Below are 23,517 nucleotides of genomic sequence, written 5' to 3'. Positions count from 1 at the left end.
CACTGTGCGGGCAACCATTAAAAGACTATATTCAGTCCTTAACTCTTCCAGGTGCCGCCACCATGCGCTACTCCTCCCAGGTCAAACCCATCAGTTACCTCAAGGCCAATGCGGCAGAGGTGCTCAAGCAGCTCGGCGAGCAGCAGGAGCCGCTCATCATCACCCAGAACGGCGAAGCCAAGGCGGTGATTCAGGACGTCCGCAGCTATGAGGAAACCCAGGAGACCCTGGCCCTGCTGAAACTACTGGCACTGGGCAACCAGGAAATCGAGGAAGGCCGATTCGCTGCTCTGGACGAAGTGGCGAAACGCCTGCGCGGGGACGCCTGATGGGGGCAGAATCGCCCTATCGCGTGTTCATCACGCAGGGCGCCGAACGCGATTTGAAGTCCATCCACGACTACGTTGCCGAATTCGACGGGCCGCAACATGCGGTTCATGTCCTGAGCATGCTGCTGGAATGCATCGGCGAGCTGAGTCACTCACCGGAGCGCGGAAATTTCCCCAAGGAACTGCTGAGCCTGGGCATCCGCGAATACCGCCAGCTGTTCTTCAAGCCCTACCGCATCATCTATCGCCAGCGTGAACGGGACATTCACGTCTATCTGGTAGTGGACGGCCGCCGCGACCTGCAACACCTGCTGAGTCGGCGCCTGCTGGGCTAGGCCGGGAGCCTCGCGGCTCCCGGCCAGCGGCATCACGCCAGATGCGGCGTAGCCCGCGCCACCAGCGCCTCGACGTCCGTGCCGCGCGGCAGGGTGCCATAGACGCGGCCACCGCCGCCCAGGCGGCTGCCGATGAAGGCGTCGGAGACGGTGGCGTTGCCGGCTTCCAGCAGCAGCTTGGCCTGCAGGGCCACGGCCACGTCCTCGGTGAGCTGGCGGGCGCGGAACTGGATGTCGGCGGTGTCGGCGAAGGAGGCCTTGAGGTTGCCGATGAAGGCTGCCAGGCGGGCGTCGCCGTGGCCGTCGCCGAGTTCGTGGAACAGCGCGTCGAGTACGCCCGGCTCCTTGGACAGGGCGCGCAGCACGTCCAGGCACTGGACGTTGCCCGAGCCTTCCCAGGTGGAGTTCACCGGGGCCTCGCGGTACAGGCGCGGGAGGATGGTGTCTTCGACGTAGCCGGCGCCACCCAGGCATTCGGCGGCTTCGTTGATCATCGCCGGGGCGCGTTTGCAGATCCAGTACTTGCCCACGGCGGTGACCAGGCGGGCGAACTTGTCTTCCTGCTCGTCGGGCAGGTGGTCCAGGGCGCGGCCCATGCGCATGGTCAGGGCCAGCGCGGCCTCGCTTTCCAGGGCCAGGTCGGCCAGCACGTTCTGCATCAGCGGCTGTTCGGCCAGCACCCGGCCGCCGACCTGGCGGTAGGCGCAGTGGTGCGCGGCCTGGGTCAGCGCCTGGCGCATCAGGGCGCTGGAGCCGACCATGCAGTCGAAGCGGGTCATGGCCACCATCTCGATGATGGTCGGCACGCCGCGGCCCTCCTCGCCCACCATCCAGGCCAGGGCGCCGCGGTACTCCACCTCGCTGGAGGCGTTGGACCAGTTGCCCAGCTTGTTCTTCAGGCGCTGCACGTAGAGCTCGTTGCGCGTGCCGTCCGGGCGGTGGCGCGGCAGCAGGAAGCAGGTCAGGCCCTTGTCGGTATAGGCCAGGGTGAGGAAGGCGTCGCACATCGGCGCCGAGCAGAACCACTTGTGCCCGACCAGCTCGTAGGCCTGGCCCGGGCCGGGGATGCCCACCGGGTAGGCGCGCGTGGTGTTGGCGCGCACGTCGGTGCCGCCCTGCTTCTCGGTCATGGCCATGCCGATGGTGGCGCCGGCCTTCTGCTCGATCGGCAGGTTGCGCGGGTCGTATTCGCTGGCGAGGATCTTCGGCAGCCATTTCTCGGCGATGTCCGGCTGCAGGCGGATCGCCGGGACGCTGGCGAAGGTCATGGTCAGCGGGCAGCCGGTGCCGGCCTCAGCCTGGCTGTGCAGGTAGCTCAGGCCGGCGCGGGCAACGTGGGCGCCGGCGCGCGGGTCGGTCCAGGGCATGGACGGGATGCCGTGCTCGATGGCCGTGCGCATCAGCTCGTGGTAGGCCGGGTGGAACTCCACCAGGTCGATGCGGTGGCCGTAGCGGTCGTGGCTCTTGAACACCGGCTTGTTCTCGTTGGCCAGGAAGCCGGCGGCCATCAGCGGCCCGCCGGCCAGGGCGCCGTAGGCTCCCAGGCGCTGCTCGGCCCAGCCGCCGTCGTAGCGGCGCACCCATTCCTGCAAGGGCAGGTCGATGCGGTAGAGGTTGGCGCCATCCAGCGGCGGCACCTGGTTGGTCACTTCGTGGGTCTCGGCGTACTGGTGCAGGTTCATCGCTGTTCCTCCGGCTGGGGCGCGCCGACGGCGCGCAGGCAGAAATCGACGAGGGCCTGGCTGACTTGCTCCAGGCCAGGGCTGGGTTGCCCGGCATCGCGGGCGGCTCGGGCCGGCGGCGACAGCGGGCCGACCAGGGATTCGGCGATCGCCCCCACCAGGCAGGCGGCGATCAGCGGCGCGGGGCCGCAGTGGAAGTGGCCGCTGCGCATGCCCTCTTCCAGCAGTTCGATGAACAGTTCGGCATAGGCCTCGCGGTAGAGCAGGCGCTGCTCGTCCACCTCGGGGTCGACCGGTTCGGCGATCAGGGCGAAGGCCAGGCGCCGGCTCTCCCAGGCGCGCCGGGCGAACTGGCGCAGGCCACGGGCCAGGCGCCCGGCGGGCCCGCCTGGGCCGCGCAGGACGACGGCCAGGGCGTCCACCTCGCGCTGGCTGGCACGGGCGAAGACTTCGGCGGCCAGTTCGCCCTTGCCGCGGAAATGCCGGTACAGGCTGCCGGTGGCGATGCCCGCCTCTTCGGCCAGGCCCTGCATGGTCAGCGCCGCGAAGCCGCCCTCGGCGACCCGCGCCAGGGCCAGTTGGAGAATGCGCTCGCGCAGTTCCACATCTTTCTGCAGGCGGGCTTCGGTGAGACGGTAGACCATGCTCTGAATCCGGATTCATTGTTTCAAGCAGTGAATCACGGTTCAGGGCTTGGCCATAGGGGGAATTGCGCCAGCGGTGCGGGCGTTCCGGCCAGCGGAGCGCGCCGCGTGAAGCAACGGGCGTGGCGGATCAGGCGTGGCTGGGCAGCGCCGGCTGGCACAGCAGCCAGTCGTGCAGCAGGGTCTGCAGTTCCTCGAACTTCACCGGCTTGGCCAGGTAGTCGCTCATGCCCGCCGCCAGGCAGCGTTCGCGGTCGCCGCTGTGGCTGTGGGCGGTGATGGCCAGCACCGGCAGCTCGCCGCCCTGGGGCAGCGCGCGGATCGCCCGGCAGGTGGCGAAGCCGTCCATGATCGGCATCTGGCAGTCCAGCAGCACGGCGTCGACGCCTTCGCGGCGCAGCAGGTCGATGGCTTCCGAGCCGTTGTCGGCGGTGCGCACCCGGTAGCCCAGCTTGAGCAGCATGCCGCGGATCACCAGTTGGTTGATGGCGTTGTCCTCCACCACCAGCACCGTGCACTGTTCCGGACGGCGCAGGGCCTGGCCGCCGGCGCGGCGTGGCGGCACGCTGAAGCTCTGCGCCGGCTGGCCGAGGTTCAGTTCGAGGACGAAGCGGCTGCCGCGCCCGGGGCTGGAATGGTGCTGCAGCTGCCCGCCGAGCAGCTCGGTGAGCTGGCGGCACAGCGCCAGGCCGATGCCCAGGCCGCCGTACTCGCGGGTCAGCGAGCCGTCGAGCTGGTGGAAGCGCTGGTACAGCGCATCGTCGGCCGGCGTCTCGAAGCCGATGCCGGAGTCCTGCACCGTCACCCGCAGGGCGACGCCGTCGCTCTGCCGCTGGCCGTCCACCCGCAGGCTCACGCCGCCCTGGTGGGTGAACTTGATGGCGTTGTCCAGCAGGTAGCCGAGGGTCTGGGCCAGCTTGCCGGCGTCGCCTTCCAGGGTGTCGGGCAGGTTCTCCTCCAGTTGCAGGTCGAAGCGCAGGCCCTTGGCCTCGGCGCGCGGCGCGTACTGGGCGCGCAGGCTGTCGAACAGGCCGCGCAGGCTGAAGGGCTCGCGCCGCGGGTAGAGCTTGCCGGCCTGCAGTTCGATCAGCGCGAGGATGTCGTTGACCATGCGCATCATGTCACGCGCCGAGCCGGTGGCGGTCTTCTGGTACTGCGCCAGCTCCACGTCCATGGGCACCGTCTGCATCAGCTCCAGCGAGCCGATCACCCCGCTCATGGGCGTGCGCAGCTCGTGGGTGACGGTGGCCAGGAACTCGTCCTTCAGGCGGTTGCTGTTGGCCAGTTCGAGGTTGAGCTGTTCCAGCTTGCGACTGGATTCCTGGAGGATGCGCGTGCGCTCTTCCTTCATGGCGTTGATGCGGTCGGCCAGGGCCAGGGACAGCAGGCCCACCTCCAGCGCCGAGCCGATCTGCCCGGAGTACATGGTGAAGAACACGTTGGGCAGCAAGCCCAGCACCATCAGGGTGTTGATGGTCCCGCCGAGGAGGAAGGCGGTCCAGGCGAAGATGAAGTAGCGCGCCACGCGCATGCCGCGCAGCCAGGCGAGGATGCCGGCGCTGAAGATGACCACCACGAACGCCAGCGCCAGGTAGGTGGCCAGGCGCAGCGACAACGCATAGCTGGCCGAGAACGCCAGCAGCATCACCAGCGCGCCCACCGCCATCAGCGCCAGCAGGGTGCGGTCGACCCACGGGCTGTGTTCGCGGGTGTGCAGGAAGCTGCGCGCGAACTGGCAGCCGAACAGGCTGGCGGAGCCGATCAGGAAGGGCGTGGCGGCGTTGGCCCACCAGGGGCTGTTGGGCCAGAAGTACTCGATGCCGGCGCCGTTGACCGAGACCTGGTAGAGGCCGAAGGAGGCGATGTAGAGGATGTAATAGAGGTAGCTGGTGTCGCGCACGCTGACGAAGATGAACAGGTTGTACACCAGCATCACCAGCAGCACGCCGTAGATGATGCCGAGCACGTAGACGTTGCCCGGCAGGTTTTCCATGTAGGCCTTGGGCGACCAGAGCGTCAGCGGCGCCTGGATCGAGCCCTGGCTCTCCAGGCGCAGGTACACCCGCAGCGGCTTGCCCGGCGCCAGCTTGAGGTCGAACAGGTAGTTGGTCAGGCTGATCGGCCGGCTGGCGAACGGCAGGGTGTCGCCGGTGCGCTGGGCCAGCTGGTACTTGCCGTCGGCGCCGGGCAGGTAGAGGTCCAGGCGGTCCAGCGGCGGGTAGGCCAGTTCCAGCAGCCAGGGCGCCGGGTCCTGGGACTCCTGCGGGCGGTAGTCCAGGTCCAGGCGGATCCAAAACACCGAGCGCGAGTAGCCGGCGTTGAGCACGTCGCGGTCGTGGCGGCGGAAGCTGTCGGCCAGGGCCGCGGAGGTGATGTCGGCGATGTCGGCGGTGCCGCGCACGTCCTCGAAGACGTCGATCGAGTGGCCCAGCGGCAGGCGGCTGGTGTGCTCGTCGAAGCTGACCGCGCCGGCCAGCGGCGAAAGAAGGAGAAGGAAGAGGATCAGCCAGCGCTGCATGCTACCCCGCAGTGCCCCTCCGGACGGCGCCCAGGGGCCCCATCCCCCGCGATCGGCGCGCCCTGTGGGCGTGATTTTCGAATCGGCCAACTTTAGCACGCCGGCATGACGATCAAGCAGCGCCGGGCCGGGGGTCGGGGCAAACGACGCCTGCCGGGTTTAGTGGTAAGCTCCCGCGCCATGAAAACGCCAACCTCCCGTCCCGTAGTGCTCTGCCTGTCCGGCCACGACCCCAGTGGCGGCGCCGGCCTGCAGGCCGACATCGAAGCCCTGATCGCCCAAGGCTGCCATGCGGCGCCCGCCGTCACCGCGCTGACCGTTCAGGACACCGTCAACGTTTCCGACTTCCGCGTGCTCGACCGCGAGTGGGTGCTGGCCCAGGCCAACGCCGTGATCGCCGACCTGCCGGTGGCCGCGGTCAAGCTGGGCATGCTCGGCTCGGTGGAGATGGTCGACACCGTGGTCGAGATCATGCAGTCGCTGCCCGGCGTGCCGCTGGTCTGCGACCCGGTGCTGCGCGCCGGCGGCGGCGGCGCCCTGGGCAAGGACGAAGTCGGCTACGCGATCCGCGAGCGGCTGTTCCCGGTGGCCGCCATTGCCACGCCGAACCTGCCGGAGGCGCGCATCCTCGCCGAGCTGCCCGAAGGCAGCGCCGAGGAATGCGCCGAGAAGCTGCTGCCGTATATCCGCAACCTGCTGATCACCGGCGGCCACGGCGACGAGTCCGAGGTGCACAACCGCCTGTACGGCCGCGACGGCAGCCGGCACACCTTCACCTGCCAGCGCCTGCCGGGCAGCTACCACGGCTCCGGTTGCACCCTGGCCAGCGCCCTGTCCGGCCGCCTGGCCCTGGGCGAGGAGTTGGCCAGCGCCGTGCGCAGCGCCCTCGACTACACCTGGCGCACCCTGCGCGACGCCGAGGCCCCCGGCCACGGCCAGTACGTCCCGCGCCGGCTGCCGCTGGACTTCTGCTCCTGATTCACCTGCCGAGGCCTTCATGAAACTCCGCGGACTCTACGCCATCACCGATAGCAAGCTGCTCGCCGACGGCCGCCTGCTGCCCTACGTCGAGGCCGCGCTGCGCGGTGGCGCGCGCCTGCTGCAGTACCGCGACAAGTCCGCCGACGAGTCGCGCCGCCTGCGCGAGGCCGAGGCCCTGCGCGAGCTGTGCGAGCGCCACGGCGCCACCCTGATCATCAACGACGACGCCGAGCTGGCCGCGCGCCTGGGCGTGAGCGTGCACCTGGGCCAGACCGACGGCTCCCTGGCCGCCGCCCGCGCCCTGCTGGGCCGCCAGGCGATCATCGGCGCCACCTGCCACGGCAGCCTGCAACTGGCCGACCAGGCCGTCGCCGAGGGCGCCGACTACGTGGCCTTCGGCCGCTTCTTCCAGTCGCTGACCAAGCCCGGCGCCTCCGAGGCCAGCCCCGAGCTGCTGGAGCAGGCCCGCGCGCGCTTCGCCAACGTGCCGCTGGTGGCCATCGGCGGCGTGAGCCTGGACAACGCCCCCGAGCTGATCGGCCGCGGCGCCGACCTGCTGGCGGTGATCAACGCGCTCTTCGCCGCCGACACCCCGGCCGAGGTCGAGCGCCGCGCCCGCGCCTTCGCCGCGCTGTTCTAACCTTTTCCCGCGGCGCCGGCCCGGCGCCGCCCCGCTTTCACGGATCCCAACGAGAGGTCGCCATGTCCCGTTCCGAACTCCTCTTCGCCAACGCCCAGAAGCACATCCCCGGCGGCGTCAACTCGCCGGTGCGCGCCTTCAAGAGCGTCGGCGGCACCCCGCTGTTCTTCAAGCACGCGGAAGGCGCCTACGTGGTGGACGAAGACGACAAGCGCTACGTCGACTACGTCGGCTCCTGGGGCCCGATGATCCTCGGCCACGCCCACCCGGAAGTGCTCGACGCGGTGCGCCGCCAGCTGGAGCACGGCCTGTCCTACGGCGCGCCGACTGCGCTGGAAGTGGAAATGGCCGACCTGGTCTGCTCGCTGGTGCCGTCCATGGACATGGTGCGCATGGTCAGCTCCGGCACCGAGGCGACCATGAGCGCCATCCGCCTGGCCCGCGGCTACACCGGGCGCGACGACATCATCAAGTTCGAGGGTTGCTACCACGGCCACTCCGACAGCCTGCTGGTGAAGGCCGGCTCCGGCGCCCTGACCTTCGGCGTGCCGAACTCCCCGGGCGTGCCGGCGGACTTCGCCAAGCACACCCTGACGCTGCCGTTCAACGACCTGGAAGCGGTGGAGAAGGCCCTGGACGAGTGCGGCCGGAACGTCGCCTGCATCATCGTCGAGCCGGTGGCCGGCAACATGAACTGCGTGCCGCCCGCCCCGGGCTTCCTCCAGGGCCTGCGCAAGGCCTGCGACAAGCACGGCGTGGTGCTGATCTTCGACGAGGTGATGACCGGCTTCCGCGTCCACCTCGGCAGCGCCCAGGCGCTGTACGGCGTGACCCCGGACCTGTCGACCTTCGGCAAGATCATCGGCGGCGGCATGCCGGTGGGCGCCTTCGGCGGCAAGCGCGAGATCATGCAGCAGATTTCCCCGCTGGGCCCGGTCTACCAGGCCGGCACCCTGTCGGGCAACCCGCTGGCCATGGCCGCCGGCCTGACCACCCTGAAGCTGATCAGCCGCCCGGGCTTCCACGACGAGCTGACCGACTACACCAGCCGCATGCTGCAGGGCCTGCAGGAGCGCGCCGATGCCGCCGGCATCCCGTTCGTCACCACCCAGGCCGGCGCCATGTTCGGCCTGTACTTCAGCGGCGCGGACGACATCGTCACCTTCGCCGACGTGATGGCCAGCGACGCCGAGCGCTTCAAGCGCTTCTTCCACCTGATGCTGGACGGCGGCGTGTACCTGGCGCCCAGCGCCTACGAGGCCGGCTTCACCTCCATCGCCCACGGCGACACCGAGCTGAAGCTGACCCTGGACGCCGCCGAGCGTGCCTTCGCCGCCCTCAAGTAACTCCCTCCGGCCGCGGCGCCCGCCGCGGCCAATTTTCCGTCGTTACGCTTTCCCGGCGAGCCCTACGCCGGTTTCTTGGCCATTCGGACGGAAACCGCGAAAAACACCGTAAAGACTTTGTAAGGAAGCATCGGCTTATTTCATAATGTGCAGGCCGGCACGTTTTCGCCGGCCGGGCATTGTGCCCGCCCCGTTGCCGGAGGCCGTTTCTCCCCATGTACCGTTCTGGTCGCGCCCTGCTGCTGGGCAGCCTGTTGTTCATCTCGCCCCTGCTCGCGCAGGCGGGAGGCAACTCGCTGCTGGTTCCGGCGACCGGCCGTTGCACCCTGAACACCGTCCCCGAGCAACTGCAGCAGGCCCTGGCCAGCTGCCAGCAGATCGCCAATGGCGGCGACGCCCAGGCGCAGTTCGAACTGGGCGAGTACTACTACACCGGCGAACGCGCCCCGCGCGACTTCCCCGCCGCCCTGCGCTGGTACGAAAAAGCCTCGCTGCAGGGCCACGCCCAGGCCCAGTGGCGCCTGGGGACCATGTTCTTCCGCGGCGAAGGGGTCAAGGCCAACAACATCCAGGCCTACATAGTGCTGAAGATGGCCGCGGTGAACGGCGCCGAAGACGCCATGGACAGCGCCGACCTGGTCGCCGAGCAGATGAGCAAGGACGAACTGGACATCGCCAGCAAGGTGCTGGGGCAGATCTTCCGCAACTACCTGATCGAACTGCAGACCGCGGGCAATACGCCGTTTTCGCCGTTGCCCTAAAAAAAGAAGCTGGAAGCTGGAAGCATGCAGCCACTTCCAGCTCATGGCTTCAAGCTTCTAGCTCTTGTCCGGCATCGGCATCGGAAACGGCATCACGTTGCCGCCGCCCTTGGCTTCGCTGATCTTCGGTGTGCCCAGGCGCTCGACTTCGTCGATGCGGATGATCGCGTGCAGCGGCACGAAGCTGCGGATAACGCCCTCGAACTGGGCCTTGAGCTTCTCTTCGCTGGGGTCCACGACCACCTGGGTGCGCTCGCCGAAGACGAACTCCTCGATTTCCAGGAAGCCCCACAGATCGCTCTGGTAGATCTGCTTGGCGTACATCTCGAACACCTGGCCCTGGTTGAGGAAGACGACTTTGTAGATCGGGTTCTCGCGCTTGTTCATGAACGACGGGTGACAGTTCTGCGAAAAGGAGGGCGCGAATCATAGCACAGCCGCCTGGCGCGCAACCCTAGGAACGGGCCCGGCGCGCCACTATAATGCCCGGTCATTTTGGATTTCCCCGACGAAACGCGCATGGCCAAGAAGCTTTTCATCCAGACCCACGGCTGCCAGATGAACGAGTACGACAGCTCGCGCATGGCCGATCTGCTGGGCGAGGAACATGCCCTGGAGCTGACCGCGAAGGCCGAAGAAGCCGACGTGATCCTCCTCAATACCTGCTCGATCCGCGAAAAGGCCCAGGAGAAGGTGTTCTCCGAACTGGGCGCCTGGCGGGCCCTGAAGCAGCGCAAGCCGGAACTGGTGATCGGCGTCGGCGGCTGCGTGGCCAGCCAGGAAGGCGCCGCCATCCGCGAGCGCGCGCCGTTCGTCGACGTGGTGTTCGGCCCGCAGACACTGCACCGCCTGCCGGAAATGATCGACGCCGCGCGCACCACCCGCAAGCCGCAGGTGGACGTGTCCTTCCCGGAGATCGAGAAATTCGACCGCCTGCCCGAACCGCGCGTCGACGGCCCCACCGCCTTCGTCTCGGTGATGGAAGGCTGCAGCAAGTACTGCAGCTTCTGCGTGGTGCCCTACACCCGCGGCGAGGAAGTCAGCCGGCCGTTCGACGACGTGCTCGCCGAGGTCATCCACCTGGCCGAGAACGGCGTCAGGGAAGTCACCCTGCTGGGGCAGAACGTCAACGGCTTCCGCGGCGCCACCCATGACGGGCGCATCGCCGACTTCGCCGAACTGCTGCGCGTGGTCGCCGAGGTCGACGGCATCGAGCGCATCCGCTACACCACCTCGCACCCGCTGGAGTTCAGCGACGCGCTGATCGCCGCCCACGCCGAACTGCCGCAGCTGGTGCCCTTCGTCCACCTGCCGGTGCAGTCCGGCTCGGACCGCGTGCTGGCCGCCATGAAGCGCAACCACACCGCGCTGGAATACAAGTCGCGCATCCGCAAGCTCAAGGCCGCGGTGCCGGACATCTGCATCAGTTCGGACTTCATCGTCGGCTTCCCCGGCGAGACCGACAAGGACTTCGAACAGACCATGAAGCTGGTGGAAGAAGTCGGTTTCGACTACTCCTTCGTCTTCATCTACAGCCAGCGCCCGGGCACCCCGGCGTCGGACCTGGCGGACGACACCCCGGAAGAAGTGAAGAAGCAGCGCCTGATGATTCTCAACACGCGCCTGCAGCAGCAGGGCTTCGAGATCAGCCGACGCATGGTCGGCAGCATCCAGCGCATCCTCGTCACCGACTATTCCAAGCGCGACCCGGGCCAGCTGCAGGGCCGCACGGCGAACAACCGCGTGGTCAACTTCGCCTGCGACAATCCGCGCCTGATCGGCCAGTTCGCCGAGGTGGAGATCTACGAAGCGCTGCCCAACTCGCTGCGCGGCCGCCTCATCGAACCCACCCGCCACTGAAGTGCATCCCGGCGCCCGACTTTCCCACAGGGGCCGCCGGGGTTATTCTTCGGTCATCCCTAATTTCCCAACGGTCATACCGACAGCACCTTGAACGCCCCCCTGGATCTTCATCGCTTCACCCTGGAACCCTTCGACGCGCGCAGCTTCGCCAATCTCTGCGGGCAGTTCGACGAGCACCTGCACCAGATCGAGAAACGCCTGGACATCGAGATCCGCAACCGCGGCAACCAGTTCGAACTGGTTGGCGAGGCCGCGCGCACCCAGGCCGCCGAGCACCTGCTGCAGCGCCTGTACCGCGAGGCGCAGAGCGGCACCGAGCTGACCCCGGACATGGTCCACCTGTTCCTCCAGGAATCCGGCCTGGAAGACCTGGCCAGCTCCGGCGAAGCGCCCAGCATCACGCTGAAGACGCGCAAGGCGCACATTCGCCCGCGCGGCGCCAACCAGCAGCGCTACGTCAAGGCCATCCTCGACCACGACATCAACTTCGGCATCGGCCCGGCCGGCACCGGCAAGACCTACCTGGCGGTGGCCTGCGCGGTGGACGCCCTGGAGCGCGAGCAGATCCGCCGCATCCTGCTGGTGCGCCCGGCGGTGGAGGCCGGCGAGAAGCTCGGCTTCCTCCCTGGCGACCTGTCGCAGAAGATCGATCCCTACCTGCGCCCGCTGTACGACGCCCTGTACGAGATGCTCGGCTTCGAGACCGTGGCCAAGCTGATCGAGCGCCAGGTGATCGAGGTCGCGCCGCTGGCCTACATGCGCGGCCGCACGCTGAACAACAGCTTCATCATCCTCGACGAAAGCCAGAACACCACCATCGAGCAGATGAAGATGTTCCTCACCCGCATCGGCTTCGGCTCCACCGCGGTGATCACCGGCGACGCCACCCAGGTCGACCTGCCGCGCGGCACCCGCTCGGGCCTCAAGCACGTGATGGAAGTGCTGCGCGACGTGCCGGGCATCAGCTTCACCCACTTCAAGCCCAAGGACGTGGTGCGCCACCCACTGGTGCAACGCATAGTCGAGGCCTACGAGCGTTTCGAGGCACGCCAGCCGCTGCGCCAGGACGGCGAGCGCGCCCCCGGGGAAACCCGCGATGCTTGAACTCGACCTGCAGGTCGCCAGCCAGGCTGCCGACCTGCCCGCCGAGGCGCAGCTGCGCCAGTGGTGCGAGCTGGCCCTGCGCCAGCGCCAGGCCGACTCCGAGCTGACCATTCGCCTGGTGGACGAGGCCGAGGGCCGCGAGCTGAACCGCACCTGGCGGCACAAGGACTACGCCACCAACGTGCTGTCCTTCCCCGCCGACGTACCCGACGAACTGCTGGACATACCGCTGCTGGGCGACCTGGTGATCTGCGTGCCGGTGGTCGAGCGCGAAGCCGCCGAACAGGGCAAGGAACCAGCGGCGCACTGGGCCCACCTGGTGATCCACGGTTGCCTGCACCTTTTGGGCTACGACCATATCGAAGACGCCGAGGCCGAGGAAATGGAGGCCCTGGAACGGCAATTGCTGGCCGAACTGGGCTACCCCGACCCGTACGCGGCGGATGAAGAATAAAAGCCAACGAGCAAAGGAAAGATGAGCGAAGACCGATCGAGCAACGGGCATAAGTCCTGGCTGGACAAGATCACCCAGGCTTTTGCCCATGAGCCGAGAAACCGCCAGGAGCTCCTCGAGCTGCTGCGCGACGCCCACGACAACAAGCTGCTGGACAGCGAGGCGCTGTCCATCGTCGAGGGCGCCATCCAGGTCGCCGACCTGCAGGTGCGCGACATCATGGTGCCGCGTTCGCAGATGATCAGCATCAAGGCCAGCCAGAGCCCGCGCGAGTTCCTCCCGGCGATCATCGAGGCGGCGCACTCGCGCTACCCGGTGGTGGGCGAGAGCCTCGACGACGTGATGGGCGTGCTGCTGGCCAAGGACCTGCTGCCGCTGATCCTCCACGACGACAGCCACGCCTTCAACATCAAGGACCTGCTGCGCCCGGCCACCTTCGTGCCCGAGTCCAAGCGCCTGAACGTGCTGCTGCGCGAGTTCCGCGCCAACCACAACCACATGGCCATCGTCATCGACGAGTACGGCGGCGTGGCGGGCCTGGTGACCATCGAGGACGTGCTGGAGCAGATCGTCGGCGACATCGAGGACGAGCACGACGTCGAGGAAGACAGCTACATCAAGCCGCTGCCCAGCGGCGACTTCATCGTCAAGGCGCTGACCCCGGTGGAAGCCTTCAACGATTTCTTCGGCGCGGAATTCTCCGACGAGGAATTCGACACCGTCGGCGGCCTGGTGATGAGCGCCTTCGGCCACCTGCCCAAGCGCAACGAGACCACCGAGCTGGGCGGTTTCCGCTTCCGCGTGCTCAACGCCGACAGCCGCCGCCTGCACCTGCTGCGCCTGACGCCGCTGCGCGACTGAGGCGGGCCTGCTGCTCTGTAGGAGCGCGCCCTGCGCGCGAATCGCGGGCAGGGCCCGCTCCTACAGTTCCAGGGAAGCACCATCGTAGGATGGGTTGAGCGAAGCGATACCCATCACCGCAACCGCATGGGTTTCGCAAGGCTCAACCCATCCTACGAAGAGCGCCTCCCGCCGCGGACAAGCTCCGCGCCTACGGGCCGTTCAGACGTCCTGCAACACCGCGTCGCAGACGCCTCGTGGCTTTTCGCCCTCGTCCCCATAGCCGACCGTTCGTCTCTCCATTACTCTTGCGCATCGCCAAATCGCTTCCAAGGAATACCGATGCGCTGGATCACCCGTCCCGGCTGGCCGGGCCACCTGCTGGCCCTCGCCGCCGGCGCCATCACCCCGCTGGCCCTGGCCCCCTACGGCATCTGGCCGCTGGCGCTGCTCTCCGTCGCCCTGTTCTACCTCGGGCTGCGTGGCGTCACCCCGGGCTCGGCGTTGTGGCGCGGCTGGTGGTACGGCTTCGGCGCCTTCCTCGCCGGCACCGGCTGGATCTATTACAGCATCCACGACTTCGGCGGCGCCTCGCCGGCCCTGGCCGGTTTCCTGGTGGTCGGCTTCAGCGCCGGGGTGGCGTTCTTCTTCGGCCTGCCGGCCTGGGCCTGGGTGCGCCTGCTGCGGCGCAACAACGCACCGGTCAGCGATTCCCTGGCCTTCGCCGCGCTGTGGCTGGGCCTGGAGGTGTTCCGCAGCTGGTTCCTCACCGGCTTCCCCTGGCTGTTCACCGGCTACAGCCAGCTGCAGGGCCCGCTGGCCGGCCTGGCGCCGATCGGCGGCGTGTGGCTGATCTCCTTCAGCATCGCCCTGTGCGCCGCGCTGCTGATCAACCTGCCGCAGCTGACCTTCCGCCCGGCGCAACTGGTCGTCGGCCTGCTCCTGCTGCTGGCACCGTGGATCGCCGGCCTCGTCCTCAAGGGCCACGCCTGGACCGCCCCCGCCGGCGCGCCGCTGACCGTCGCCGCCATCCAGGGCAACGTCGCCCAGGACATGAAGTGGGACCCCAAGCACGTCACCGCGCAACTGGAGCTGTACCGCGACCTCAGCGCCGAGCAGCACGATGTCGACCTGATCGTCCTGCCGGAAACCGCCGTGCCGCTGCTCAAGGACCAGGCCGGCGGCTACCTGGCCATGCTCGACGAGATGGCGAAGCAGAAGCGCGCCGCGCTCATCACCGGCGTGCCCATGCGCCAGCGCGACGCCGACGGCGTGCACTACTACAACGGCATCACCGTGGTCGGCGACGGCAGCGGCGACTACCTCAAGCAGAAGCTGGTGCCCTTCGGCGAGTACGTGCCGCTGCAGGACCTGCGCGGCCTGATCACCTTCTTCGACCTGCCCATGTCCGACTTCGCCCGCGGCCCGGCCGACCAGGCGCTGCTCAAGGCCAAGGGCTACGCCGTCGCGCCGTACATCTGCTACGAAGTGGTCTACCCGGAGTTCGCAGCCGGCCTGGCGGCACAGAGCCAGCTGCTGCTGACCATCAGCAACGACGCCTGGTTCGGCACCTCCATCGGCCCGCTGCAGCACCTGCAGATGGCGCAGATGCGCGCCCTGGAAGCCGGACGCTGGATGGTCCGCGGCACTAACAACGGCGTCACCGCGCTGATCGACCCGCAGGGCCGCATCGCCCACGAGATCCCGCAGTTCCAGCAGGGCGTGCTGCGCGGCGAGGTCACCCCGATGCAGGGCCTGACGCCCTACCTGAAATGGCGCCTGTGGCCGCTGGGCAGCCTGGCGGTGGTCCTGGCGCTCTGGGCCGTGGCGCGCCGCCAGACCGCGCCCGAGCAGCGCCGGATGTTCGGTTGAGTGTAGGGCGTACAACCGTTCGCGGTTGTACGCCGAGGTTGAGTTCAACAGCGGCTCCGTGCTCGACACCGAGCGGAATGCAGCCAAGGTCAGGCGGCGGATAACCGCGAACGGTTATCCGCCCTACGTTGCCCCACCCACATCGTTCCCCTGTAGGAGCGCGCCCTGCGCGCGAATCGCGGACAAGGTCCGCGATGCATCCCCTCAGCGATAGAACAACCGGTACCCCAGCAACCCCAGCGCCTCGTTGAGCAACTGGTTGCTCTGCCAGAACGCCTTGGCCTCCGGCAGCCAGCCGCCGAACGGGCGGGCGTTGTCCACGCCGATGAAGCCCATCGGCGCCGGCACCACCTCCAGGCCATTGGCCTCGAAACTCCAGACCGCACGCGGCATGTGCTGCGCCTGGGTGACCAGCACCACGCGGCGCACGCCGGCCTGGCGAAGAATTTCCGCGCTCATGGCGGCGTTCTCCCAGGTGGTGCGGCTGCGCCCTTCCTGCCAGCGCACGCTCACGCCGTAGTCATCCGCCAGGCTGGTGGCCATGATCTGCGCCTCGCTGGGCGGCGTGCCGTAGTGCAGGCCGCCGGAAGTCAGGATCGGCAAGCCGCTGGCCTTGGCCAGGCGCGCGGCGTAGCGCAGCCGCTCGCGGGCCATGAGCCCGGGCTGGTCGTCGCCCCAGGCCGGGTCGCCGCGCTCGCGGCCCGCGCCGAGGATGACGATGGCCTCGGCGCGCTGCGCCAACCCCGCCCACTCCGAACGCGCCAGGGCTGGCTGGCGCTCCAGCAGGCGCGCGCCCCACTCCACCGTCAGCGGCAGGCTGAGCAGCCAGAAGCCGGCGAACCCGGCGACGAAGCAGGCCAACGCCAGCCTCGGCCGACGGCGGCGCAGGACGAAGCCCAGCAACAGGAGAATGAGCAGGATGCCCGGCGGCATCAGGATCTGCTTGATGAGATAGCGCAACGGCATCGGCGGCTCCTTTCATGGAGCGCCACAGCCTAGCGGATGAACGCGCGGAATCAACGCCCGCGGGAGCCGCGGAACAACTGCGAACCACAGGAAGCGCAGGGCATCACCCCGTGCTGGCGGTTGTACACAACCGGCGTGCCGCACAGCGCGCAGAGCAATTGCAGGTGGCGGTGGGACGGACGCGTCTTGCCGGCGCTGCCGCCCAGGCGCGCCCGCGTGGAGCGGGCGGGAGCGTGCTCGATCAGCGCCAGTTCCTCGGCGGCGGCGTGCCAGCCGCGCAGCCAGTTGACATCCTGGTCGAGGTAGGCGCGGATCAGCTGCATCTCGGCGCTGCTCAGGCCGCGCAACTCCAATTCCTCGGGATGCTCATCGCGCAGGCGTTCCGCGGTCTCGGCCTCGTCCAGGGCCAGTTCAAGTCGATGCAACAACCGCTCATAAAGACCGGGACCCGACAAACTTGCACGATGCAGCTCAGCCATCAGTCACCTCAAGCAGGCGGAAACCTCCCGCCCTCAGGCCAAGCTTAGCGCCCCGGCCCCCGGGCCACCGAGCGCGCGACAAACGGCGCGGGCTACCGGCTCGGGGAGGGCTCATGTATGCTACGAGGCTTTATGCAGCCCCTTGCCGACCGGCCGCCGCGGTGCCCCGGCAAGACGGGAGCGCCCGCTCCGCTCCCACGGCCGCGCCGTCTATTCCGTACAGGTCCAAGTCGCGCCATGCACGAGCAATACCAGCCTCTCGAGATCGAATCCCAGGCCCAGAAGTACTGGAACGAACACAACTCCTTCCGCGTCGAGGAAGTCCCCGGCAAGGAGAAGTTCTACTGCCTGTCGATGTTCCCGTATCCGAGCGGCAAGCTGCACATGGGCCACGTGCGCAACTACACCATCGGCGACGTGATCAGCCGCTACCAGCGCATGCAGGGCAAGAACGTCCTGCAGCCGATGGGCTGGGACGCCTTCGGCATGCCGGCGGAAAACGCTGCGATGAAGAACAACGTCGCCCCCGCCGCCTGGACCTACGACAACATCGCCTACATGAAGGCCCAGCTCAACAGCCTGGGCCTGGCCATCGACTGGTCGCGCGAAGTCACCACCTGCAAGCCGGACTACTACCGCTGGGAGCAGTGGCTGTTCACCCGCCTGTTCGAGAAGGGCGTGATCTACCGCAAGAACGGCACCGTCAACTGGGACCCGGTGGACCAGACCGTGCTGGCCAACGAGCAGGTCATCGACGGCCGCGGCTGGCGCTCGGGCGCGCTGATCGAGAAGCGCGAAATCCCGATGTACTACTTCAAGATCACCGCCTACGCCGAAGAACTGCTGGAAAGCCTCGACCACCTGCCGGGCTGGCCCGAGCAGGTCAAGACCATGCAGCGCAACTGGATCGGCAAGTCCCGCGGCATGGAGATCGCCTTCCCCTACGACCAGGCCTCCATCGGCGAGGCCGGCCAACTGAAGGTCTTCACCACCCGCCCGGATACCCTGATGGGCGCCACCTACGTGGCCGTGGCCGCCGAGCACCCGCTGGCGACCCTGGCCGCCCAGCGCGAGCCGGCCCTGCAGGCGTTCATCGACGAGTGCAAGCGCGGCGGCGTCGCCGAGGCGGACATCGCCACCCAGGAGAAGAAGGGCGTCGCCACCTCCCTGTTCGTCGAGCACCCGCTGACCGGCGAGAAGCTGCCGGTGTGGATCGCCAACTACGTGCTGATGACCTACGGCGAAGGCGCGGTGATGGCCGTACCGGCCCATGACGAGCGCGACTTCGAGTTCGCCAACAAGTACCAGCTGCCGATCCGGCAGGTGATCACCCTGGCCGCCGGCGACGACGGCTACGACGCCAGCGCCTGGCAGGAGTGGTACGGCGCCAAGGACGACAGCATTCGCACCGTCAACTCCGGCAAGTACGACGGCCTCGGCTACCAGGCCGCCTTCGACGCCATCGGCGCCGACCTGGCCGCCAAGGGCCTGGGCCAGGCGCGCACCCAGTTCCGCCTGCGCGACTGGGGCATCAGCCGCCAGCGCTACTGGGGCTGCCCGATCCCGATCATCCACTGCGAGGCCTGCGGCGACGTGCCGGTGCCGGCCGAGCAGCTGCCGGTGGTGCTGCCGGAGAACGTGGTGCCGGACGGCGCCGGTTCGCCCCTGGCCAAGATGCCCGAGTTCTACGAGTGCAGCTGCCCGAAATGCGGCCAGCCGGCCAAGCGCGAAACCGACACCATGGACACCTTCGTCGAGTCGTCCTGGTACTTCGCCCGCTACGCCTGCCCGCAGTTCGAAGACGGCATGCTGGACAAGAAGGCCGCCAACTACTGGCTGCCGGTGGACCAGTACATCGGCGGCATCGAGCACGCCATCCTGCACCTGCTGTACGCGCGCTTCTTCCACAAGCTGATGCGCGACGAGGGCCTGATCGACTCCGACGAGCCGTTCAAGGACCTGCTGACCCAGGGCATGGTGGTCGCCGAGACCTACTACCGCACCACCGCCAACGGCGGCAAGGACTGGTTCAACCCGGCCGACGTGGAAGTCGAGCGCGACGCCAAGGCCAAGGTCATAGGCGCGCGCCTGAAGACCGACGGCCTGCCGGTGGAGATCGGCGGCACCGAGAAGATGTCCAAGTCGAAGAACAACGGCGTGGACCCGCAGGCCATGATCGACGCCTACGGCGCCGATACCTGCCGCCTGTTCATGATGTTCGCCTCGCCGCCGGACATGAGCCTGGAATGGTCCGACTCCGGCGTCGAGGGCGCGAGCCGCTTCCTGCGCCGCGTCTGGCGCCTGGCCCAGGCCCACGTCAACGCCGGCTTCGCCGCCGCCGTGGCGCAGGACACGCTGGACGACGCGCAGAAGGAAATCCGCCGCGCCATCCACCTGGCCATCAAGCAGGCCAGCCAGGATATCGGCCAGAACCACAAGTTCAACACCGCCATCGCCGCGGTGATGACGCTGATGAACGTGCTGGAGAAGGTCCCGCAGGAAGGCGCCGGCAACCGCGCCCTGCTGCAGGAAGGCCTGGAGACCGTCGCCCTGCTGCTGGCGCCGATCACCCCGCACATCAGCCACGTGCTCTGGCACGAGCTGGGCCACACCGGCGCGGTGATCGACGCGCCCTGGCCGCAGGTCGACGAGAGCGCACTGGTGCAGGACACCCTGCAACTGGTGGTGCAGGTCAACGGCAAGCTGCGCGGGCACATCGAAGTGCCGGCCGAGGCCAGCCGCGAAGACGTCGAGGCCACCGCCCGCGCCAACGAGAACGTGCTGCGCTTCACCGACGGCCTGACCATCCGCAAGGTGATCGTGGTCCCCGGCAAGCTGGTCAACATCGTCGCCAACTGATGGCATTCGCCCGCGGCGCTTGCCGCGGGCAACCCGGATCAACAGGAGTGAGGGAAGCTTGATGAAACGTATCCTGACCGGCATCGCGCTGATCGGCCTGACCACCGTGCTGGCCGCCTGCGGTTTCCACCTGCGCGGCCTGGGCGATACGAACTTCGCGCTCAAGGAAGTCGACCTGAGCGCGCGCAACGCCTATGGCGACACCGTCAAGGACCTGCAGCGCCTGCTGGAGAACAGCGGCGTGAAAGTGACCAAGAGCGCGCCCTACCACCTGTTCCTCGCCAGCGAGGCCGAGACCCAGCGCACCGCCAGCTACAGCAGCTCGGCGCGCAGTGCCGAGTACGAGCTGACCACCACGGTCGACTACGAAGTGCGCGGCGCCGACAACCTGCTGCTGATGACCGACAAGGTCGAGGTGCAGAAGGTCTACCTGCACGACGAGAACAACCTGATCGGCTCCGACCAGGAAGCCGCCCAGCTGCGCAAGGAAATGCGCCGCGACCTGGTGCAGCAACTCGCCCTGCGCCTGCAGATGCTCACCCCGGCCCGCCTGGAATACCTGCAGCAGCAGGCCGAAGCCAAGGCCAAGGCCGAAGCCGACGCGCTCAAGGCCGCGGACGAAGCGGCCAGGCAGCAGCCGCAGCAGTCGCCGATCGAACTGCCCAAGGCGCAGTAAGAGGACCAGGGGGCCGGCCATGCCGGCCCCAGTACTTTCATGAAGCTCAATCCCGCCCAACTCGCCAAGCACCTGCAGGGCAGCCTGGCCCCCGTCTACGTGGTCAGCGGCGACGAACCGCTGCTCTGCCAGGAAGCCTGCGACGCCATCCGCGCCGCCTGCCGCCAGCGTGATTTCAGCGAACGCCAGGTGTTCAACGCCGAAGCCAACTTCGACTGGGGCCTGCTGCTGGAAGCCGGCGCCAGCCTCTCGCTGTTCGCCGAAAAGCGCCTGCTGGAACTGCGCCTGCCCTCCGGCAAGCCCGGCGACAAGGGCGCCGCCGCCCTCCAGGAATACCTGCAGCGCCCGCCGGAAGACACGGTGCTGCTGGTCACCCTGCCCAAGCTCGACGGCGCCACCCAGAAGACCAAGTGGGCCAAGGCGCTGATCGACGGCGAGGCCGCGCAGTTCATCCAGATCTGGCCGGTGGACGTGCACCAGCTGCCGCAGTGGATTCGCCAGCGCCTGTCCCAGGCCGGCCTCGCCGCCAGCCAGGACGCGGTGGACCTGATCGCCGCGCGGGTGGAAGGCAACCTGCTGGCCGCCGCGCAGGAGATCGAAAAGCTCAAGCTGCTGGCCGACGGCAACCAGCTCGACGCCGCCACCGTGCAGGCGGCGGTGGCCGACAGCGCGCGCTTCGACGTGTTCGGCCTGATCGACGCGGCCCTGGCCGGCGAAGCCGCGCACAGCCTGCGCATGCTCGAAGGCCTGCGCGGCGAGGGCGTGGAGCCGCCGGTGATCCTCTGGGCCCTGGCCCGGGAAATCCGCCAGCTGGCCGGCATCGCCCAGCAGTTCGGCCAGGGCGTGCCCCTGGACAAGGCCTTCGCCCAGTGCCGCCCGCCGGTGTGGGACAAACGCCGCCCCCTGCTCACCCGCGCCCTGCAGCGCCACAGCGGCAACCGCTGGAACCAGCTGCTGCAGGACGCCCAGCTGATCGACGCGCAGATCAAGGGCCAGGCCCAGGGCGACGCCTGGAACGGCCTGGCGCGCCTGGCGCTGCTGCTGGCCGGCCAGCGTTTGCCGTTGCCGCCGGGCTGATTTCCCGGCCTGGCGCAATCGCGAATACATCCTCCGGCAAACACGACACCCGTAGGATGGGTTGAGCGAAGCGATACCCATCACCACCACCGCATGGGTTTCGCAAGCTCAACCCATCCTACGAAAAGCGCCTCGGTGCAGTGGGCAAGACAGTCGCACGGCATCTCGTAGGAGCGCGCCCTGCGCGCGAATCGCGGGCAGGGCCCGCTCCTACAGGTTGATGCCGGACAACCGCCGTTCGGCACCTGTGCGCTGTACGACAAGAACCACTGCGCTGCCGCGCAATACGCCCGGCCGGCGCCTCCCTATCGTCGCCCCATCGACCCGCCGATAAGGAGAACAAAGCGATGCCGGCCGATCCTATTACCCTGGCCGTGGTGCGCGGCGCGCTGGAGATGACCCAGCGCGAGATGACCCTGACGCTGGAAAAAACCAGCCGCTCCAGCGTCTTCAACCTCGCCCACGACTATTCCAACGCGCTCTTCGACCACCACTCGGAAATGATCCTGCAGGGCCAGGACATCCCCATCCACCTGGGCTCGCTGATCCCGGCGATGAAAGCCGTGTCCGGCTACTTCGGCGACGACATCGCCGAAGGCGACGTGATCTACCACAACGACCCCACCTACGCCGGCAGCCACATCATCGACTGCTGCATGTACAAGCCGGTGTTCTACCAGGGCGAACTGGTGTTCTGGACCGTGTGCAAGGGCCACCTCACCGACATCGGCGGCCCGGTGCCGGCCGGCTACAACCCCGACGCCAAGGAAATCTACGCCGAAGGCCTGCGCATCCCGCCGGTGAAGCTGTGGGAAAAGGGCCGCCGCCGCGAGGACGTGATCAACCTGCTGCTCACCAACATGCGCGCCCGGCGCAACCAGGAAGGCGACCTCAACGCCCAGTACGGCGCCTGCCGCGTCGGCGAGCGCAACCTGGTCGCCCTGCTCGACAAGTACGGCGTGGCCACGGTGCGCGAGTGCATCGCCGAGCTGAAGGACATGGCCGACCGGCAGATGCGCGAGCTGATCCGCTCGGTGCCCGACGGCAGCTACACCGGCCACGCAGTGCTGGAGGACTCCGGCCACGGTCTGGGCGAACTGGCCATCAGCGCCACCGTCACCATCGAGGACGACAGCTGCCACATCGCCGTGCAGAGCCCGCCGCAGGTGCCCTACTTCATCAACTCCTACGCCGGCAACTCGATGTCGGGCATCTACCTCGGGCTGATGATGTTCGCCCAGGTGCCGCCGCCCTATAACGCCGGGCTGTACCGCTGCGTGAGCGTGGACCTGGGGCCGAAAGGCACCCTGTGCAACGCCGAGGAACCGGCGCCCCACGTCAACTGCACCACCACGCCCATGGAAACCCTCACCGACGCCGTGCGCCAGGCCTTCGAGCAGGCCGCGCCGGAACGCGTCACCGCCTCCTGGGGGCACACCAGCGGGGTGAACATCGCCGGCGTCGACCCGCGCACCGGCGAGGAATACGTGACCATGGTGCTGGCCTCGATCATCTCCGGCGCCGGCGCCACCTCGGAGCTGGACGGCTGGCACGCCTGCGGCCCGCTGTGCTGCTTCGGCGCGCTCTACTCCGGGGACATCGAGCTGCTGGAGTACAGCTACCCGATCCTCATCCACCGCTACGGCCTGATGGCCGACAGCGCCGGCGCCGGCCAGCTGCGCGGCGGCTCGGGCACCTGCCTGGAAGTGGAGCCGCTGGACCACGAGATGACCGTGATCTCCTTCGGCGAAGGCCGCCAGCGCACCACCATGGGCGCCGCCGGCGCGGCCAACGGCCTGGACGCGCCCAAGCTGGGCGGCGTGGAGATCGTCCGAGGCGGCGAGCACGAGAAGCACACCCGCAACGTCATGACCGTGCTCAAGCCCGGCGAGCGCCTGGTCAACCGCACCCCGGGTGGCGGCGGCTACGGCCCGGCCTTCCGCCGCCTGCCCGAGGCGGTCGCCCGCGACGTGCGCGACGGCCTGGTTTCGCCGCAGGGCGCCGAACTCGACTACGGCGTGGTGCTGAGCCCCGCCGGCGAAGTCGACCACGACGCCACCGCCCAACGCCGCCAAACCGCCTGAGGAAACC

21 protein-coding genes are annotated in these 23,517 nt (G+C 68.3%); 15 read left to right on the top strand and 6 right to left on the bottom strand.

The window, feature by feature from the left end; all coding sequences use genetic code 11:
• Positions 1–62: 62 nt before the first annotated feature.
• Both IG194_RS19090 and IG194_RS19085 read left to right on the top strand, forming a co-directional pair.
• Positions 63–329, top strand: coding sequence for a type II toxin-antitoxin system Phd/YefM family antitoxin (locus IG194_RS19090; RefSeq protein WP_009617373.1), 267 nt, complete (start codon positions 63–65; stop codon positions 327–329).
• The gene (locus IG194_RS19085) at positions 329–664 is read left to right on the top strand and encodes a type II toxin-antitoxin system RelE/ParE family toxin (protein WP_009617370.1); all 336 of its coding nucleotides are present in this window, start codon (positions 329–331) and stop codon (positions 662–664) included. The genes IG194_RS19090 and IG194_RS19085 overlap by 1 nt, the downstream gene beginning before the upstream one ends.
• Positions 665–696: 32 nt before the next feature.
• Here IG194_RS19085 and IG194_RS19080 read toward each other — a convergent pair whose 3' ends face one another.
• From IG194_RS19080 to IG194_RS19070, 3 genes are all read right to left on the bottom strand, one after another.
• Positions 697–2,346: an acyl-CoA dehydrogenase family protein gene (locus IG194_RS19080; protein WP_058488474.1), complete on the bottom strand. Its 1,650-nt coding sequence runs from the start codon at positions 2,344–2,346 to the stop codon at positions 697–699.
• Complete coding sequence (locus tag IG194_RS19075; RefSeq protein ID WP_058488473.1) at positions 2,343–2,990, bottom strand: TetR/AcrR family transcriptional regulator; 648 nt, start codon at positions 2,988–2,990, stop codon at positions 2,343–2,345. Before IG194_RS19075 ends, IG194_RS19080 begins: the two co-directional genes overlap by 4 nt.
• A gap of 130 nt (positions 2,991–3,120) precedes the next feature.
• Positions 3,121–5,508: a hybrid sensor histidine kinase/response regulator gene (locus tag IG194_RS19070; RefSeq protein WP_058488472.1), complete on the bottom strand. Its 2,388-nt coding sequence runs from the start codon at positions 5,506–5,508 to the stop codon at positions 3,121–3,123.
• A gap of 180 nt (positions 5,509–5,688) precedes the next feature.
• On the opposite strand from IG194_RS19070, the gene IG194_RS19065 reads away from it, so the two are divergent.
• The 4 genes from IG194_RS19065 (at position 5,689) to IG194_RS19050 (ending at position 9,236) form a co-directional block, all read left to right on the top strand.
• Complete coding sequence (locus tag IG194_RS19065; protein ID WP_024128129.1) at positions 5,689–6,486, top strand: hydroxymethylpyrimidine/phosphomethylpyrimidine kinase; 798 nt, start codon at positions 5,689–5,691, stop codon at positions 6,484–6,486.
• A 19-nt stretch (positions 6,487–6,505) separates the two neighbouring features.
• On the top strand, positions 6,506–7,129 hold the full coding sequence (gene thiE / locus IG194_RS19060; RefSeq protein WP_009617352.1) for a thiamine phosphate synthase: 624 nt from the start codon (positions 6,506–6,508) through the stop codon (positions 7,127–7,129).
• A 62-nt stretch (positions 7,130–7,191) separates the two neighbouring features.
• The gene (hemL, locus tag IG194_RS19055; RefSeq protein ID WP_058488471.1) at positions 7,192–8,475 is read left to right on the top strand and encodes a glutamate-1-semialdehyde 2,1-aminomutase; all 1,284 of its coding nucleotides are present in this window, start codon (positions 7,192–7,194) and stop codon (positions 8,473–8,475) included.
• Positions 8,476–8,690: 215 nt separating this feature from the next.
• Positions 8,691–9,236, top strand: coding sequence for a tetratricopeptide repeat protein (locus IG194_RS19050; protein ID WP_058488470.1), 546 nt, complete (start codon positions 8,691–8,693; stop codon positions 9,234–9,236).
• Between the two features lie 57 nt (positions 9,237–9,293).
• Here the strand turns inward: IG194_RS19050 and IG194_RS19045 are convergent, their stop codons facing one another.
• Positions 9,294–9,623, bottom strand: a complete 330-nt coding sequence (locus IG194_RS19045; protein WP_009617346.1) for a DUF1820 family protein — start codon at positions 9,621–9,623, stop codon at positions 9,294–9,296.
• A 132-nt stretch (positions 9,624–9,755) separates the two neighbouring features.
• Between IG194_RS19045 and miaB the strand changes: the two genes are divergently transcribed.
• From miaB to lnt, 5 genes are all read left to right on the top strand, one after another.
• Complete coding sequence (gene miaB / locus IG194_RS19040; RefSeq protein ID WP_043273497.1) at positions 9,756–11,096, top strand: tRNA (N6-isopentenyl adenosine(37)-C2)-methylthiotransferase MiaB; 1,341 nt, start codon at positions 9,756–9,758, stop codon at positions 11,094–11,096.
• A gap of 90 nt (positions 11,097–11,186) precedes the next feature.
• Positions 11,187–12,203 carry a PhoH family protein gene (locus tag IG194_RS19035; protein ID WP_043273496.1) on the top strand — a complete coding sequence of 339 codons (1,017 nt, stop codon included), beginning with the start codon at positions 11,187–11,189 and terminating at the stop codon, positions 12,201–12,203.
• Positions 12,196–12,657: an rRNA maturation RNase YbeY gene (gene ybeY, locus IG194_RS19030; RefSeq protein ID WP_058488469.1), complete on the top strand. Its 462-nt coding sequence runs from the start codon at positions 12,196–12,198 to the stop codon at positions 12,655–12,657. Before IG194_RS19035 ends, ybeY begins: the two co-directional genes overlap by 8 nt.
• Positions 12,658–12,678: 21 nt before the next feature.
• Positions 12,679–13,518 (top strand): HlyC/CorC family transporter, encoded by an 840-nt coding sequence (locus tag IG194_RS19025; RefSeq protein ID WP_009617338.1) that lies wholly within the window; start codon positions 12,679–12,681, stop codon positions 13,516–13,518.
• Between the two features lie 321 nt (positions 13,519–13,839).
• The gene (lnt, locus tag IG194_RS19020; RefSeq protein WP_058488468.1) at positions 13,840–15,369 is read left to right on the top strand and encodes an apolipoprotein N-acyltransferase; all 1,530 of its coding nucleotides are present in this window, start codon (positions 13,840–13,842) and stop codon (positions 15,367–15,369) included.
• 204 nt (positions 15,370–15,573) lie between these two features.
• Here lnt and IG194_RS19015 read toward each other — a convergent pair whose 3' ends face one another.
• Positions 15,574–16,335, bottom strand: coding sequence for a YdcF family protein (locus IG194_RS19015; protein ID WP_058071572.1), 762 nt, complete (start codon positions 16,333–16,335; stop codon positions 15,574–15,576).
• 50 nt (positions 16,336–16,385) lie between these two features.
• A complete protein-coding gene (locus tag IG194_RS19010; RefSeq protein ID WP_009617334.1) occupies positions 16,386–16,814 on the bottom strand; it encodes a hypothetical protein in 429 nt (142 codons plus the stop codon).
• Between the two features lie 237 nt (positions 16,815–17,051).
• Between IG194_RS19010 and leuS the strand changes: the two genes are divergently transcribed.
• From leuS to IG194_RS18990, 4 genes are all read left to right on the top strand, one after another.
• Positions 17,052–19,673 carry a leucine--tRNA ligase gene (leuS, locus tag IG194_RS19005; protein WP_058488467.1) on the top strand — a complete coding sequence of 874 codons (2,622 nt, stop codon included), beginning with the start codon at positions 17,052–17,054 and terminating at the stop codon, positions 19,671–19,673.
• Between the two features lie 61 nt (positions 19,674–19,734).
• Positions 19,735–20,349, top strand: a complete 615-nt coding sequence (gene lptE, locus IG194_RS19000) for an LPS assembly lipoprotein LptE (protein ID WP_043273491.1) — start codon at positions 19,735–19,737, stop codon at positions 20,347–20,349.
• Between the two features lie 39 nt (positions 20,350–20,388).
• Positions 20,389–21,426, top strand: coding sequence for a DNA polymerase III subunit delta (holA, locus tag IG194_RS18995; RefSeq protein ID WP_009617330.1), 1,038 nt, complete (start codon positions 20,389–20,391; stop codon positions 21,424–21,426).
• 347 nt (positions 21,427–21,773) lie between these two features.
• Positions 21,774–23,510: a hydantoinase B/oxoprolinase family protein gene (locus tag IG194_RS18990; protein WP_058488466.1), complete on the top strand. Its 1,737-nt coding sequence runs from the start codon at positions 21,774–21,776 to the stop codon at positions 23,508–23,510.
• The last annotated feature ends 7 nt before the right edge of the window (positions 23,511–23,517 follow it).

The sequence above is a fragment of the Pseudomonas sp. ADPe genome, from assembly GCF_014843515.1.
Lineage (GTDB): Bacteria > Pseudomonadota > Gammaproteobacteria > Pseudomonadales > Pseudomonadaceae > Pseudomonas > Pseudomonas citronellolis.
The sequence above is the reverse complement of the archived record's forward strand: the minus strand, read 5'-3'. Positions and strand labels throughout refer to the sequence as shown.